This window comes from Pseudomonas edaphica (assembly GCF_965277385.1).
In the GTDB taxonomy this organism is placed as follows: domain Bacteria; phylum Pseudomonadota; class Gammaproteobacteria; order Pseudomonadales; family Pseudomonadaceae; genus Aquipseudomonas; species Aquipseudomonas edaphica.
Genome location: NZ_OZ255725.1, coordinates 6,111,661 through 6,124,486, shown reverse-complemented (window position 1 = coordinate 6,124,486; position 12,826 = coordinate 6,111,661). Strand labels below are relative to the sequence as shown.

19 protein-coding genes are annotated in these 12,826 nt (G+C 59.9%); 5 read left to right on the top strand and 14 right to left on the bottom strand.

What is annotated here, in order from left to right; translation table 11 throughout:
* Window positions 1–69: 69 nt before the first annotated feature.
* A complete protein-coding gene (gene glsB, locus ACQY47_RS27910; protein ID WP_017136872.1) occupies window positions 70–978 on the bottom strand; it encodes a glutaminase B in 909 nt (302 codons plus the stop codon).
* A 213-nt stretch (window positions 979–1,191) separates the two neighbouring features.
* Window positions 1,192–1,602, bottom strand: coding sequence for a hypothetical protein (locus tag ACQY47_RS27905; protein ID WP_017136873.1), 411 nt, complete (start codon window positions 1,600–1,602; stop codon window positions 1,192–1,194).
* 109 nt (window positions 1,603–1,711) lie between these two features.
* Between ACQY47_RS27905 and ACQY47_RS27900 the strand changes: the two genes are divergently transcribed.
* Window positions 1,712–2,563, top strand: a complete 852-nt coding sequence (locus tag ACQY47_RS27900) for an AraC family transcriptional regulator (RefSeq protein WP_428553731.1) — start codon at window positions 1,712–1,714, stop codon at window positions 2,561–2,563.
* Here ACQY47_RS27900 and ACQY47_RS27895 read toward each other — a convergent pair whose 3' ends face one another.
* Together ACQY47_RS27895 and ACQY47_RS27890 are read right to left on the bottom strand one after the other, a co-directional pair.
* A complete protein-coding gene (locus ACQY47_RS27895) occupies window positions 2,564–3,193 on the bottom strand; it encodes a ribonuclease T2 family protein (RefSeq protein WP_428553728.1) in 630 nt (209 codons plus the stop codon). It abuts the gene before it with no gap.
* A gap of 37 nt (window positions 3,194–3,230) precedes the next feature.
* The gene (locus ACQY47_RS27890) at window positions 3,231–4,211 is read right to left on the bottom strand and encodes a Gfo/Idh/MocA family protein (RefSeq protein ID WP_099547789.1); all 981 of its coding nucleotides are present in this window, start codon (window positions 4,209–4,211) and stop codon (window positions 3,231–3,233) included.
* A 127-nt stretch (window positions 4,212–4,338) separates the two neighbouring features.
* Here ACQY47_RS27890 and ACQY47_RS27885 point away from each other — a divergent pair, with 127 nt between their 5' ends.
* Window positions 4,339–4,701 carry an NUDIX hydrolase gene (locus ACQY47_RS27885; protein WP_428553723.1) on the top strand — a complete coding sequence of 121 codons (363 nt, stop codon included), beginning with the start codon at window positions 4,339–4,341 and terminating at the stop codon, window positions 4,699–4,701.
* A 516-nt stretch (window positions 4,702–5,217) separates the two neighbouring features.
* A complete protein-coding gene (locus ACQY47_RS27880) occupies window positions 5,218–5,565 on the top strand; it encodes a DUF6124 family protein (RefSeq protein WP_236374036.1) in 348 nt (115 codons plus the stop codon).
* A gap of 226 nt (window positions 5,566–5,791) precedes the next feature.
* On the opposite strand, the gene ACQY47_RS27875 is transcribed toward ACQY47_RS27880, so the two are convergent.
* From ACQY47_RS27875 to ACQY47_RS27860, 4 genes are read right to left on the bottom strand one after another with little or no spacing between them, the layout of a single operon-like run.
* Window positions 5,792–6,286: a periplasmic heavy metal sensor gene (locus ACQY47_RS27875; protein ID WP_428553720.1), complete on the bottom strand. Its 495-nt coding sequence runs from the start codon at window positions 6,284–6,286 to the stop codon at window positions 5,792–5,794.
* Window positions 6,283–6,714 (bottom strand): hypothetical protein, encoded by a 432-nt coding sequence (locus ACQY47_RS27870; protein WP_099547787.1) that lies wholly within the window; start codon window positions 6,712–6,714, stop codon window positions 6,283–6,285. Before ACQY47_RS27870 ends, ACQY47_RS27875 begins: the two co-directional genes overlap by 4 nt.
* Complete coding sequence (locus ACQY47_RS27865) at window positions 6,711–7,289, bottom strand: RNA polymerase sigma factor (protein ID WP_017136880.1); 579 nt, start codon at window positions 7,287–7,289, stop codon at window positions 6,711–6,713. The genes ACQY47_RS27870 and ACQY47_RS27865 overlap by 4 nt, the downstream gene beginning before the upstream one ends.
* A 33-nt stretch (window positions 7,290–7,322) precedes the next feature.
* Window positions 7,323–7,634: a YXWGXW repeat-containing protein gene (locus ACQY47_RS27860; RefSeq protein WP_099547786.1), complete on the bottom strand. Its 312-nt coding sequence runs from the start codon at window positions 7,632–7,634 to the stop codon at window positions 7,323–7,325.
* Between the two features lie 217 nt (window positions 7,635–7,851).
* Between ACQY47_RS27860 and ACQY47_RS27855 the strand changes: the two genes are divergently transcribed.
* Window positions 7,852–7,992, top strand: a complete 141-nt coding sequence (locus ACQY47_RS27855; protein ID WP_428553715.1) for a hypothetical protein — start codon at window positions 7,852–7,854, stop codon at window positions 7,990–7,992.
* Here ACQY47_RS27855 and ACQY47_RS27850 read toward each other — a convergent pair.
* Complete coding sequence (locus tag ACQY47_RS27850; protein ID WP_017136883.1) at window positions 7,989–8,237, bottom strand: DUF1652 domain-containing protein; 249 nt, start codon at window positions 8,235–8,237, stop codon at window positions 7,989–7,991. The genes ACQY47_RS27855 and ACQY47_RS27850 overlap by 4 nt on opposite strands.
* Window positions 8,238–8,483: 246 nt before the next feature.
* Here ACQY47_RS27850 and ACQY47_RS27845 point away from each other — a divergent pair, with 246 nt between their 5' ends.
* Window positions 8,484–9,428 (top strand): sensor domain-containing diguanylate cyclase, encoded by a 945-nt coding sequence (locus ACQY47_RS27845; RefSeq protein WP_017136884.1) that lies wholly within the window; start codon window positions 8,484–8,486, stop codon window positions 9,426–9,428.
* Between the two features lie 291 nt (window positions 9,429–9,719).
* Here ACQY47_RS27845 and ACQY47_RS27840 read toward each other — a convergent pair whose 3' ends face one another.
* From ACQY47_RS27840 to ACQY47_RS27820, 5 genes are all read right to left on the bottom strand, one after another.
* A complete protein-coding gene (locus ACQY47_RS27840) occupies window positions 9,720–9,977 on the bottom strand; it encodes a hypothetical protein (protein WP_017136885.1) in 258 nt (85 codons plus the stop codon).
* Between the two features lie 3 nt (window positions 9,978–9,980).
* Complete coding sequence (locus ACQY47_RS27835; RefSeq protein WP_017136886.1) at window positions 9,981–10,427, bottom strand: GNAT family N-acetyltransferase; 447 nt, start codon at window positions 10,425–10,427, stop codon at window positions 9,981–9,983.
* An 83-nt stretch (window positions 10,428–10,510) separates the two neighbouring features.
* Window positions 10,511–11,419, bottom strand: coding sequence for a helix-turn-helix transcriptional regulator (locus tag ACQY47_RS27830; protein WP_017136887.1), 909 nt, complete (start codon window positions 11,417–11,419; stop codon window positions 10,511–10,513).
* Between the two features lie 36 nt (window positions 11,420–11,455).
* On the bottom strand, window positions 11,456–12,151 hold the full coding sequence (locus ACQY47_RS27825; protein ID WP_138451429.1) for a fumarylacetoacetate hydrolase family protein: 696 nt from the start codon (window positions 12,149–12,151) through the stop codon (window positions 11,456–11,458).
* Between the two features lie 107 nt (window positions 12,152–12,258).
* Window positions 12,259–12,588 carry a hypothetical protein gene (locus tag ACQY47_RS27820; protein ID WP_026013691.1) on the bottom strand — a complete coding sequence of 110 codons (330 nt, stop codon included), beginning with the start codon at window positions 12,586–12,588 and terminating at the stop codon, window positions 12,259–12,261.
* Window positions 12,589–12,826: the final 238 nt, after the last annotated feature.

Here is a 12,826-nt window from a genome sequence, read left to right as displayed (position 1 = left end):
CTTTACCTCAATATGTATCCCCTGTCCTCCCGGCCAGTGTTAGCGTCAGTTGCCTTCAGGTCGACGCTTTCAAAACACCGACCACCCAATCCGCTCACTCAGCAACTCCAACGCCTTCATCCCCGCCAGCGAGTTCCCCGCCGCATTCAATTCCGGCGACCACACGCACACCGTAAACTGCCCCGGCACCACGGCGACAATTCCGCCGCCGACGCCACTCTTGCCCGGCAAACCCACACGGTAGGCAAAGTTGCCCGCCTCGTCATACAGCCCGCTGGTGGCCATGATCGAGTTGACCTGCTTGGTCTGGCGCGCGGTCAAAATCTGCTCGCCACTGTGGGCACTTACGCCCTCGTTGGCCAGGAAGCTGAATGCCCGGGCCAAATCCAGGCAGCTCATTTGCAGCGCGCAGTAGTTGAAGTAACTGTGCAGCACCGCGTCGACGTCGTTGTGGAAGTTGCCGAAGGACTTCATCAAATAGGCCATGGCCGCGTTGCGCGCGCCGTGCTGGGCCTCGGAGTCGGCGACGACGCTGTTGACCAGGATTTGCGGGTTACCCGACAGGCGCCGCACAAAGTCACGCATCGACAAAATCGGCACGGCGAAGCGTGACTGGTTGATGTCGCAGATCACCAGGGCGCCGGCATTGATGAAGGGATTGCGCGGGCGGCCGCGTTCGAACTCCAGCTGCACCATGGAATTGAACGGTTGCCCCGAAGGCTCGTGGCCCAGTCGCTCCCAGATGGTTTCGCCGCCATGGTCGATGGCCTGCACCAGGCTGAACACCTTGGAGATGCTCTGTACCGAGAACAGCGTGTCGGCGTCGCCTGCGCAATAGGCCGAGCCATCGTTGCCGTACACGGCGATGCCAAGCTGATTGGCAGGTACATCGGCGAGTGCGGGAATGTAGTCGGCGACTTTACCCTGGCCGATCAGGGGGCGAACTTCGCTCAGGATCGATTCCAGCAGTGCCTGCATGTCTTGTCCGGTCATTCTTATTGAATCAGTGATAAGCGGGGCGCGGAGGATACTTTAATGCGTCCGCGAGGACACCCCCTTGATCGTTCCTACGCGCTGCGTGGGAATGCCGCCTCGGACGCTCCGCGTCCCGCACCTGAAGTCGTGACGCGGAGCGTCACAGGATGCATGCCCACGCGGAGCATGGGAACGATAGCGCAACGATCGGGCACATCAAAAATGCGCCACATCCGACACCTGTTCATCGAGTACATCCCGCGCCAGCGCCCAGGCGCGGTCCCTGGATTCCACCACCAGCAGCGGGTAGCCCCAGGCCTTGCCGAACATCAGCGCAAACGGCTTGAGGGCCAGGCGTTGCGCGGCGCTGGGTTCCACCTGGATCATGCCTTTGACGTAAGTGCGCAGCGCCTGTTTGTTTTTTTTCATCCAGATCGAGGCGTGTTTACGCTCCTCGTGAGAGTGCTCGTGGTTGTTTTCGTCGACGGCTTTTTCGTGCAGCAGCACAAACGCTTGCTGGCGAGCCAGCAGGCTTTCGAACACCGCAAAAGCATCCTCCGGGCCGCCTTCGTTAGGCGCGTCAAACACGATTTTCACCACGGGAAAGGTTGAACTGTCGAGTCGCATGGCAAAGCTCCTAAATGAGAGTGGCTCTCACTATAGAGATCTTGCGACTGGACGGCATTGCACAGAATAGCCAGAATATTTCGCAATTCGGCCAAATAGCGAATCCGCCATGCAACGCCACCGCCTTGAAGAACGCGACCTGTCCCGGTCCAGGGACGCCGACCTGATCCCGCGCGCAGTGGTCGCCGTGGGCGCCACCAGCACATCCGAGCGTTGGGAACATACGCCGCACTCGCACCGCAAAGGCCAGTTGATGTACACCCTGCGCGGGGTGATTCATTGCCAGATCGAGGCCGGCATCTGGATCGTGCCGCCTCAGTGCGCACTCTGGATTCCCGGCGGCCTGGCCCATGCCGCGCGGGGTGCCGGAGAGGCTGAGGTGTATTGCCTGCTGATCGACCCGGACGCCGCCGGCGCTCTGCCCACCCAAGGCTGCACGTTGGCCGTGTCCGGGCTGTTGCATGAGTTGATCAGCAAGGCGGTGAGTTTTCCGCACTTGTACGAGGAAAACGGTGCACAGGGACGCTTGATCAACACATTGTTGGACGAACTGGCCCAGGCCCCCATTGAAGACTTGCACCTGCCCATGCCCCAGGACCTGCGACTGCGGCGCCTGGCCGACAGTTTGCTGGCAGACCCCAGCGACAAGTCCACGCTCGAACAATGGGCACAGCGCATCGGCATGAGCGAGCGCAGCATGACGCGCCTGCTGCTGGAGGAGTTGGGTTTGAGTTTCGGCCGCTGGCGCCGGCAGTTACATGTGATTCTGTCACTGCAACGCCTGGCCAAAGGGGAAAGTGTGCAACGGGTGGCGCTGGACCTGGGTTATGAGAACGCCAGCGGCTTTATCACCATGTTCCGTAAAGCCGTGGGCCAGCCCCCGGCGCGTTACCTGGCGGATCGCGCCGGCGCGTCGAGTGCAACGGCGGTTGGCGCCATCGCCTTGCACCCCGACCGTTGATCAACGCTGAACCGGAATGCGGATATCGCCGCCCCTGCATTGGCTCTTAACACTGCGCGGGCAGCCGGCAAAACGCAGCTCTTTGCTCAGGCACACGCGTACTTCAGACAGCACCTTGCCTTTGCAAATGACCGCCATGCCATGGTTGCCCATGGCCGGGTTGCTCTGGCGGAACAGGCTCTCGATCGCTTTTGCATCCATATAATTGGGCACATTGAACGGCTGCAACTGCTGCGGAATCTGCACGTTGGCCAAGGCCGTATCGGTGGCCTCCAGGTAACGCGAAGCGTCCAGCCCGCTGCAGGTGCCGTGTTTGGCCCACTCGTGCTTGAGCAACGCCTGCGTGGGGAAGATCAGCGCACCTTTGGCCAGGTCCGCCGCCGACAACCGCGATTGCGTATCGCACGACGCGGGCCAGCCGCCTTTGGCGTACTGCGGCCAAAGCCCGTGCAACACAAACCCGTAGCCCTTGCCCGTGCATTGCTCGTTGCCAGGGTGCGTCAGGCAGAACGTCGGCGACCATGACAGCGACAACACATAAAAATCAAACTCCCCAGGCGTCCCCTGACTACGCGGGGCCGCCAGCACATTGGTGGCCAGTACCAGCCACAACAGCATCCAATATTTCATTTGCCTATTCCTGAGAGAGAAAACAGGTATATCCCCATTAACCCGGCAAATTAGGGTTACGGAGTAACACCTTATCGAGGATCCGGTCGGTCTTCAGCGCCTCGATCGCCAGTGACGGATGTTCGGCTTCGCCACAAATATGCGCATTCATGGCCAGTACGTGATGCCACTGGATATGTTCATGGCAGGGTATTTCCAGCACCTCATTCACCTCACCTTCCAGGCGTAACGGCTGGTCTTCAAACACGGCAAAGGTGATGCGGCCGCGGCTGCCGATCAGCTCCACGCGGTCTTCGCGCCGGTCTGCGACAAAGTTCCAGCAACCCATGCCCAGCGCGCCATTCGCGAAAGTCCAGCAAGCCGTTACCGCATCTTCAGCCACATAATTGCCAGCCTGGCGCGCGGTAAACCCGGTGACCTCGACGATATCGCCGGCCAGGTACTGGAACAAATCAAACCCATGGCTCGCCAGGTCGGCAAAGTAGCCGCCGCCGGCAATAGTCGGGTCGGTGCGCCAGTTGGCAGCGCTGGCATCGGCGGCCGCCGGTGGCTTGCACAGGCTCCAGGTCACGTGGCGCAACTCGCCAATGCGCCCTGCCTGCAGCCAGTCGCGTACTTGCTGAAAGCGCGGCAACGAACGGCGGTAGTAAGAGACAAACAAGTGCAGCCCGGCCCGCTCGAAGGTGCGCTGCATCAAGGCGCTCTGCTCGGCATTCAACGACATGGGCTTTTCGACGCAGCAATGCTTGCCGGCTGCCGCCACCATCAGGCTGTATTCGAGGTGGCTGTCGGGCGGTGTGGCGATGTACACCGCGTCCACTTCAGGGTCGTCGATCAAGGCCTGGGCGTCGGTATAGAAACGGGCAATGCCGTGGCGTGCCGCATAATCACGCACAGCTTCTTCACGGCGCCCCATCACGGCCACCAGCGCCGAACCTGGCGCTTTGTAGAAGGCGGGTCCACTCTTTAATTCAGTGACGCTGCCACAGCCAATCATGCCCCAACGTACGGTATTCATCAGTTGTCCTCGTCCGTTTTCATCAAGGGGGCAGTATCCACATCACCGCTGGTGCATGCCAGCCTGAATCAGCATGACAATTGCATTACACTTTCATGACAGCCATTGGGCCAGGCAGGTGTAGACATTGAAAATCCGTGCAACCGTAATTTGTGAACACCAGGGGCATATCCTCTTCGTGCGCAAGGCCCGCTCGAAATGGGCCTTGCCGGGCGGCAAGGTCGAGCGTGACGAGCGCCCGGTCGGCGCCGCCGCACGCGAGCTGGAAGAAGAAACCGGGTTGAATGTGGATAGCTTGCTGTACTTGCAGGAGTTGAAGGCCCGCGACACCGTGCACCATGTGTTCGAGGCCTCGGTGGTCAACATCAGCGAGGCGCGCCCTTGCAACGAGATCATTGACTGTCGGTGGCACGCCTATGGGGCCATCGACGAGTTGGACACCACCGACGCCACCCGCCACATCGTCAAGTCGTTCGTGCGCCGCCTCTGATTCCCGGCATCACCCTACCCACCCTTCTCTGCCGTTCGATAAAGAATGTATGAGCGCTTTGTGGCCGAACGAGGGATTGAATTCAGCATCGCGCTGCACAAATCGCACTCCATGAGCATCTCGGCGATTATCGAACGCTCGGATTTGATTGCGATACTGCCAAGTTCAGTGGCCCATATTTATGAAAAAACACCAATCCAAAGACATTTCTCTTTTCCTCGCAGGACGTTTCCGAGAAAATCTTCCCCGCTTGCGCCTCCCGTCTCAGCTAGCTAGTCTCCGCTAGTCACTGCCAATTCAGTGACCGGGTTTAGCAGCCCGCCGATGACTAGGCGCAAAGCGCCACCTTTTGCAGGGCGCTTTTTTTCGGCCCGACGCTTTATGGTGGCCGTGCGCAGGGCACCTTCGGGTGCGCCGGGTCCTAGTCTCCGGTTCTGCTAACCTGCGTTCGGCCGCCACCTTTCAATCGTTTAGCAGCGATGGTGACGGCCTCTAACCGACTAGAGGTGCTTCACAATGGATAAGATTATTCCCGACCCGCCCTTCAATCGCTTCGACGCTTCTTCTGACCAAGCGCAAAAATACGCCGCGTACAAACGCGCTCTGGATCACTATCTCTCTCCTGCCCCATCGCCCGACTCGCTCGAACCGATGGTGTTTACCGTAGAGGCAGAAACCAGCTTTGAGAGTGCATTAGCACATACCAGCAGCCTGTTGCGTTGCGCGTCGGCTACTGCGCAAGAGGCCGGTAATCAGTTGGATGGAGCATCGCAGGCGCTGGTGATTTCAGTACAGCATCTGGTGGATATGGCGAGGGCGCTGGTGGATCAGGCGGTGGACTGCATGCAGCCCCTTAAAGCCTGATAGACCGAGTTGATGCTATCGCAGCGGTGCGACGATTCGATAAGCCAGCTCCAACATAAGAGCGGACTAGTGAAGCTATTGAAGCCTCACTCGGTTAAAAATGTGGGAGCTGGCTTGCCTGCGATAGCATCAACTCGGTGTACCTGATGTACCGAGGTGTCTGCATCGCAGGCAAGCCAGCTCCCACAATTGGATCGCATGGCATCAGTTGGAGGTGAGCAACCGCTCAAGAACGCGGCCTGGCCCCAGCCACCTGCGGCAGTTTCTCGCGGTTTTTGGCCTGCCCGCGCTGGTACAGCGCCTCGACCAGTTTTTGCCGTTCATCCTGGGGCAAATTGCTCGCAAACTGCGCCAGCGTCGCGTCCACCAATGCCCGGAGCGCCGCATCTGCCTCGCGGGCCTTGGCCAGTTCAGTGACCAGCGCATCGCGATCCAGCGTCGGCGCTTCCAGCTGCTTGATCACCCCCAGGCGTGCTTCGCGACCGGCCATGATCAGCGGCTGGCTGTCGGCGCGGTTGTGGCGCAACAACTGGCGCAATTCCTTGCGCCGCTCCATCGGCAACTTGATCATCGCCTGGCGCAGACCGTGCTGGTTGACCACCGCTTCGGCGGGCTTGGCGGTAGCCATCCAGTGATAGAGGCCGCCGCCCACGCCACCGATCAAAAACACATTGAGTAATACCGAGAAAACCAGCCAGGGTTTAAGGGATGTTGGGGTCATTGCTCGGTTTCCTCGGCGTTGACGGTGAAGACGACATCGGCGTCGCCCTGATCGAAGACGCTGGGCAGCACGTCGGATGACAGCATCGGCAACGGCACACTCAGTGACGCCACCAGTACCCCGGCGGCAATGCCGGCAATGCCCACGCCCACCAACCCGGCAGGCGACAGCCAGTTGGCATAGCGTGCCCAGAACGACGGCCGTCGCGGTGCAGACTCGCGAATCTGTCGTGCAAGCGCCGGTTCGTTGAACACCAGCTGATGGCTGTCCAACTGGGCGTCGAGCCAACCGACCTCGCGCAACGCCTCGCGCGCGCGTGGGTTGCCGCTGTCGAGCAGTGCCTGGGCGGCGGCTTGTTCGGCGCTGGGCCAGCGATGCAGGCTGGCGCCGTAGGCGTCAGCCAAGTGCGCAAAGCGTTCAGGTGTCATGGTTTTCCCCTTCCTGGGCGGGCGAGCCCGGGTGTGTCGGCAAGTTGGCTGCGCAACTGGCGTCGGGCCCGCGACAGCAGGCTCTCCAGTGCCTCGACGCTGATGTTCATCAGGGCCGCGGCGTCGATGTTCGACAGCTCCTGGTAGTACTGCAGCACAATGGCTTCACGCTGGCGCTCGGGCAAGGCCGCCAGGGCGGCGGCCATCCTTGCACTGCGGTCCGCCGTTTCCAACTGTTCATCTGGCGAGGGTGCGCTGTCTGCCAGTTCCAGCGCTTCATCCTCGTTCAACGGGCGTTCCTTGCGCCGGCGCAAGCGGTCATGGCACAGGTTGAGCGCCACGCGGTGCAGCCAGGTGTCAAAACGCGCTTCGCCGGGGCGCCAGTTGGCCGCCTGGCGCCAGATGCGCAGGAAGCTTTCCTGGGCCACGTCCTTGGCTTCGTCGGCATCCCCCAGCAGCCGCCCGGCAAGCGCAAGCAGGCGCGGCAGCTTGCGCGTCACCATTTCGTTGACGGCCGCAGGTTCGTTGTTGCCGATACGTGCCAGTAGCTCAACGTCCGGATCAGTGTCTTTCAATCAGGTAATACTCGGTCCGGGGGCTAAGAGGTTTCAGCGGATCCAGTGCCCTTCGCGCCAGTACCAGTTGGGGCCACGGGATTCCCAGTGCCCAGGCTCCCAGCGCGCGTTACGCACCACTTCCTGCCAGTGGCCCGGCACCCAGGCATACGCGCCACGTTCCCATTGCCAGTGGCCACGGTCCCAGACAAAGCCCGGGCGTTCAGCCGGGATCACTTCAACGCGTTCGGCCGGTGGGGCCTGGCGAATGATCACTTCGGTCTGGGCAAAGGTCGGGGTGCTGACAAGCGCGGCGAAGGCCAGCGGGACCAGCAAGGCATAGCGCAATTTGGCCAGAGGGTTCATGGCAACTCCTTCATACGGCGGACGAAAATGTTCGCATCTGATGGGTTGAACGCTGGGCACGGGGAAATCCGTCGCGAGAACGGTGAATTGTTTCTCGACGATGGGAGTATTGCTCAAGGGAAGAAAACGCTGGATGAAATGTTTGAAAGCATCGCGACGGATTTGTGCAGGTGGTGGCGTTCAACAGGTAACGCAAAACACACAATGAGGAAATATCATGCCCCGTCGACTCTCTATGCTGGTTGCCGCCCTGTTGATCGTCAGCCTCAGCGGCTGCGTAATCCTGCCGGAGCATCGGCATTGCTGCTGGCGCTACTATGGCGCTGACACCGCCCCCGCCAGCAGCGTCAACAGTTAACCGACTGCCGCAAAACCACGCCGCCCGGCCTTGATCTCGGTGCGCAGTTCGCCAATAAGGTTTGAGATGGAACGGATGCTGTCCAGGCCTTGGGGCGAGACCCGGGTCAACAGCAGATCGACGCGACCCGACGCTGGCTCGAACACCCTGATGCGCAGCGAGCCGTCGCTGTTGAGGCTGCAATCACAGGCCAGCGGCAGGAAGCCCGCGGCCATGATCTTATTGAGTTCGTCGAGCGCAATCATGCTGAGCCCCCATCCCTGGGTTCGACCCTGTGGGTGTGATGCAACCAGCATAGATAAGGTTTTGCCTGCTACTGAACAATTAATTCAAAAGTGATAGCTGTGCCACATTTCGCCCTGTAAACGCTGGTGCACTGGCGCCAGAAACCCAACACACGACCTCTCGTCTGCTGCTTTGGCAAGGGCTTGACTCACAACCTGTATCAAAAGACGCTCTTGGCTTTTCGCCATCACCCTGAGCCGCCCGCCATGAGCATCGTTCCCCCGAGCCAGCCCGACAGCGACGTGTACAAAACCCTGCTGGAGTCGACCAAGGCCATCCCTTGGCGCATCGACTGGCAGAGCATGACCTTCAGCTACATCGGCCCGCAGATCGAAACGCTGCTGGGCTGGAGCCCGCAAAGCTGGGTGAGCGTGGATGATTGGGTCGAACGCATGCACCCGGACGACCGTGAATACGTGGTGAACTTTTGCGTGTCGCAATCGCGTGCCGGCGTGGACCACGAAGCCGACTACCGCGCACTGACGGCCAACGGCGAGTATGTGTGGATCCGCGATGTGGTGCATGTGGTGCGCAAGGACGGCGAAGTCGAAGCCTTGATCGGCTTTATGTTCGATATCAGCGAGCGCAAGAAGACCGAAGAGCACTTGATCCGCCTGCAAAAACAACTGGAGGAATACTCCTTCCAGGACGGCCTCACCGGCATCGCCAACCGCCGCATGTTCGACACCGTGCTCGAACGCGAATGGGCCAGTGCCCTGCGCAGCCAATTGCCGCTGTCGTTGATTATTCTGGATATAGACTTTTTCAAGCAGTACAACGACCACTACGGCCATATCAAGGGCGATGAAGCCTTGCGCCAGGTGGCCCGCACTTTGTCGCAGGCGGCCAACCGGCCACGGGATTTTATTGCGCGTATCGGCGGCGAGGAATTTGTGTGGTTGCTGCCCGAAACCGACGCAGCCTCAGCCAGGCAAGTGGCGCAGCGCTGCCTGCACTTGATTTGCCAGCAGCAGATCGAACACGCCGTTTCGCCGGTTTCCAAGTTGCTGAGCCTGAGCCTGGGGGTGGGCACGCATACCGTGACGCCCAACAGCGACCTGCTGGCGTTCGTCGAGTCGGTCGACAAGTTGCTGTATCAGGCCAAACGCAATGGACGCATGCGTGCAGAGTTCGCTGATAGTGAAGTGTGATGCCGAGGTCAAACTCCAGGCAAAAAAAATCCCAAGTAGCTGATGGAAACTTGGGATTTAAAAATGCATAAACCGTGGGAGGTGAACGCCCGGCTATAGTAACGATTGTCAAAACCTGCAACAAGATTATTTTATTCCTTTCGTCGGATTAAAAGCCGCGTAAGTCATTCAATAACCACATGATTTTTAAGGTAGCCAAGTCAGCAAGTGCCACTTTTTGGTGCAATAAACCGATATAGCCCTTATCACTTAGTGGCTATATATCCATTGTTCAAATAGGGTTATTGCTTATCACGGCGCGGCACTCTCGCTGTAACGCTTTCTGAGTTGCTTACAGGCCTCAAGCGATTCCAGGCTGGTAGTCGAAGTGGCACGGGCCACACTTTCAAGATGTTGGCACAGCGCCAAGCGTTCGGCGGCCTCTTCCCGTTCCAGGTCAACCTGAGCATTGAAGCGCATAAACAAGATGCCGAGCAGCACCGCGGCGCACGCAACCCCGATCGTCGCATAGCGAAGGCCGTTGGTGGACGGGGGTTCTGCCGGGTTCATGATTTAAGGTGCCCTGCTCTTTTCATACCGCACATCATCGCCCTCGACCCGGCCCACCTGCGTCCAGCCCAGCCGTTGGTAAAACCCGTTGGCGCGGATTTCACCGCGCCCGTCGGTGATCAGGTACAGCGTCGGGTGGTGCTCAAACAGTGCGGCTTCAGCCACCGCCATCAGTTGGCGGCCCAAACCCCGGCCTTCGTAGGCGGGCAATACGAACATCGCAAATACCTCGCCGCTGTCAAAGTTGACCATCGAAAAAGCCGCCGGCTGGCCCTCCACTTCTGCCAGCCACACGCACGGCGCTTCACGGATGCTGTCCGCCAGCACCTGTGGCGTAATGCCCAGATCCGCCATCTGCTCACGGCTCAAGTGGTTCTGCACCACGGCCGTGCGAATGGCGAACAACGTGTCGATATCCGCCAGCGTCGCCAGCCGAATAGGGTTTTGCATAGATGCCTCCTCCGTGGATGCACGCAATTGTATGTAAATAGAAACACACAGATTGTCGTGGATTTGTAAGAGAAGGCGCTCGACTACAGGGGTTTTGCCTGTTGTTGACGCCGAAACTGCCCCGGCGCCAGGCCATGGGCCTTGCGAAAGCAGCGGGAAAAGTACGCCTCGTCGGTAAACCCGCAACGCAGGGCAACTGCACCTATCAATTGCGCAGTGTTGAGCAATAAGGTGCGCGCCAATTGCATGCGGCGGTCGAGCACCCACTGAGAAAAGGGTTTGCCGGTTTCTTTGCGCAGCAAATGGGTGAGGTAGTTGGGTGACAGGAACGCAGCGGCCGCAGCGTCAGTAAGATTGAGGCCCGGCTCGTGCAGATGCTCGCGGATATAGCCGTGCACCCGTGCCAAGGCGTCTTTGCGTCCGCGTCGGGTGGTGTTATTGGCGGCAAACGCCTGCAAGGGTTCGGCGTACTGCTGGCAAACCAGGCCGATCAGTTGGAACAAGTAGCCCTTCAAGCGCTCACGTGCGCCGAAAGTGCGCTGGGCGTCCAGGGTGCGCATATGGCCGAGCCAGATGTGCACTTGTTCAAAGTCGGCGTCGTCAAGGATGAAGTCCAGGTGCTCCTGAAAACGGAACGGTGACAGCTCCGGCGCCTGGCTGATGGGGATGTCTTCCAGGTCCAGCGGGTCGCAGGTCAACTGCGGCAGGAAGAACGCCTGGCTGAAGTTGATCAGCATGAACTCGCCGTCTTGCGGGTGGGGAATCACATGCAGGCGATGGGGCAGGATAAACGCCATGGCTTTGTGCGGGAACGGACGCACCGCGCCGCCGATATGTTGCACGGTGTCGCCGCCCAGGTTGATCTGGATCTGGAAGTATTCATGCCGATGCGGGCTGGTCAGCGCCGCCCGCCCGCGCTTGTCGCGGATATAGAAGTCGGGGCGGTCGCTGCGTTGTTCCATGCCATAGGTGGTGACGCGGGTGCCTGGCATAACAGTCTCTCGAAGGGCCTGGGCACCACTTTAGCCTCAACCCTGGCTGAGGGTGAAACTCAACTCGCCGATGCCCTTGATGCCAGCGGTAACCGCATCCCCACGCTGCAACGCGCCGACGCCTGCCGGGGTGCCGGTAAAGATCAGGTCACCGGCCTTGAGTGCTACGGATTTTGAGGCGTAGCTGATGATTTCACTCACCGACCAGATCAGGTCAGCCAAGTCGCCGACCTGACGCTGCTGACCATTGACCTTGAGCCAGATCTTGCCGCTGGCCGGGTGCCCGATAACGCTCGCAGGTTGCAAGGCGGTGCTGGGCGCCGATTCATCGAACGACTTGCCCCAATCCCACGGACGCGCGAGCTTTTTCGCCTCGGCCTGCAGGTCGCGACGGGTCAAGTCGATGCCGACGCCATACCCCCAAACGTGGGACAAAGCGTCTTCAGGGCTGATATCCACCCCACCCTTGCCGATGGCCACCACCAGTTCCACCTCATGGTGCAGGTCGGCAGTCAGCGGCGGGTAGGCGATCACGCCTTCGGCCGGCACCACTGCATCAGCCGGTTTCATAAAGAAAAATGGCGGTTCGCGATCCGGGTCATGCCCCATTTCACGGGCGTGTTCACTGTAGTTGCGGCCCACGCAGAACACGCGGCGCAGCGGGAAACGTGCGTCGCTGCCCTGTACGGCCAGGGATGGGGTTGGCGCGGGGGGGAATACGTAATCAGTCATGGCCTGTGCCTCTTGGTTTACCTGGCGCCAGTATGGCCAGCAGCGCCAAGGCAAAGTTGGACAGGCTTACGCAGATTTTGCACTGACCGGTGCAAAACAGCCCTGGATCATTTACGCGCCACTTTGTAGCGCAGGCAGTCCTGGTAAAAACTCTGGCGGATGACGTCGGGCTTGAGCCGTGAGCGGCTGTCGTAGGTCTGCTCGGTGATGCCCATGGCCATCATGCGCATCCACGATTTGCTGAACTTGATGGTCTGGATCTTCTGCCGCGCGGCATACAGCGACACACCCGACAGCTTGAGTTCCTGTGCCCTGGCGGCAGTGCCTGCGCCCCAACTGCACATGTACTTGTCACCCTCGCGCAACTCTCGGGCCTGCACGCTCGCCGCGCCGCCAGCCAGGGAACAGGCGATCAGCATCATTCCAACAGTGCGCATTTGCATCCCCATCTAACCACCTGAAAATAAAAGTGATTTTGGCGGGGATTTTGTTACAAAGGGGCCATTAAATTGCCTTCCTGGGTAAACATTTACCTAATAGATGTCGGCAAACCCTGTGGCGAGCGACTGTGGCGAGCGAGCTTGCTCGCGCTGGGGCGCGCAGCGGCCCCTTGACCGGATGACCGTGTACTTCAGGTGTACCCAAGTGTCAGGTTTTGGGGCTGCTGCGCAGCCC

What these genes read in the sequence shown, in the direction of transcription:
- ACQY47_RS27875 (WP_428553720.1), bottom strand. Translation starts at nt 6,286, where the DNA reads ATGACCCCAACATCCCTTAAACCCTGGCTGGTTTTCTCGGTATTACTC.
- ACQY47_RS27890 (WP_099547789.1), bottom strand. Translation starts at nt 4,211, where the DNA reads ATGAATACCGTACGTTGGGGCATGATTGGCTGTGGCAGCGTCACTGAA.
- ACQY47_RS27835 (WP_017136886.1), bottom strand. Translation starts at nt 10,427, where the DNA reads ATGCAAAACCCTATTCGGCTGGCGACGCTGGCGGATATCGACACGTTG.
- ACQY47_RS27870 (WP_099547787.1), bottom strand. Translation starts at nt 6,714, where the DNA reads ATGACACCTGAACGCTTTGCGCACTTGGCTGACGCCTACGGCGCCAGC.
- ACQY47_RS27905 (WP_017136873.1), bottom strand. Translation starts at nt 1,602, where the DNA reads ATGCGACTCGACAGTTCAACCTTTCCCGTGGTGAAAATCGTGTTTGAC.
- ACQY47_RS27825 (WP_138451429.1), bottom strand. Translation starts at nt 12,151, where the DNA reads ATGACTGATTACGTATTCCCCCCCGCGCCAACCCCATCCCTGGCCGTA.
- ACQY47_RS27860 (WP_099547786.1), bottom strand. Translation starts at nt 7,634, where the DNA reads ATGAACCCTCTGGCCAAATTGCGCTATGCCTTGCTGGTCCCGCTGGCC.
- ACQY47_RS27895 (WP_428553728.1), bottom strand. Translation starts at nt 3,193, where the DNA reads ATGAAATATTGGATGCTGTTGTGGCTGGTACTGGCCACCAATGTGCTG.
- ACQY47_RS27830 (WP_017136887.1), bottom strand. Translation starts at nt 11,419, where the DNA reads ATGCCAGGCACCCGCGTCACCACCTATGGCATGGAACAACGCAGCGAC.
- ACQY47_RS27855 (WP_428553715.1), top strand. Translation starts at nt 7,852, where the DNA reads ATGCCCCGTCGACTCTCTATGCTGGTTGCCGCCCTGTTGATCGTCAGC.
- ACQY47_RS27820 (WP_026013691.1), bottom strand. Translation starts at nt 12,588, where the DNA reads ATGCGCACTGTTGGAATGATGCTGATCGCCTGTTCCCTGGCTGGCGGC.
- ACQY47_RS27850 (WP_017136883.1), bottom strand. Translation starts at nt 8,237, where the DNA reads ATGATTGCGCTCGACGAACTCAATAAGATCATGGCCGCGGGCTTCCTG.
- ACQY47_RS27840 (WP_017136885.1), bottom strand. Translation starts at nt 9,977, where the DNA reads ATGAACCCGGCAGAACCCCCGTCCACCAACGGCCTTCGCTATGCGACG.
- ACQY47_RS27845 (WP_017136884.1), top strand. Translation starts at nt 8,484, where the DNA reads ATGAGCATCGTTCCCCCGAGCCAGCCCGACAGCGACGTGTACAAAACC.
- glsB (WP_017136872.1), bottom strand. Translation starts at nt 978, where the DNA reads ATGCAGGCACTGCTGGAATCGATCCTGAGCGAAGTTCGCCCCCTGATC.
- ACQY47_RS27900 (WP_428553731.1), top strand. Translation starts at nt 1,712, where the DNA reads ATGCAACGCCACCGCCTTGAAGAACGCGACCTGTCCCGGTCCAGGGAC.
- ACQY47_RS27880 (WP_236374036.1), top strand. Translation starts at nt 5,218, where the DNA reads ATGGATAAGATTATTCCCGACCCGCCCTTCAATCGCTTCGACGCTTCT.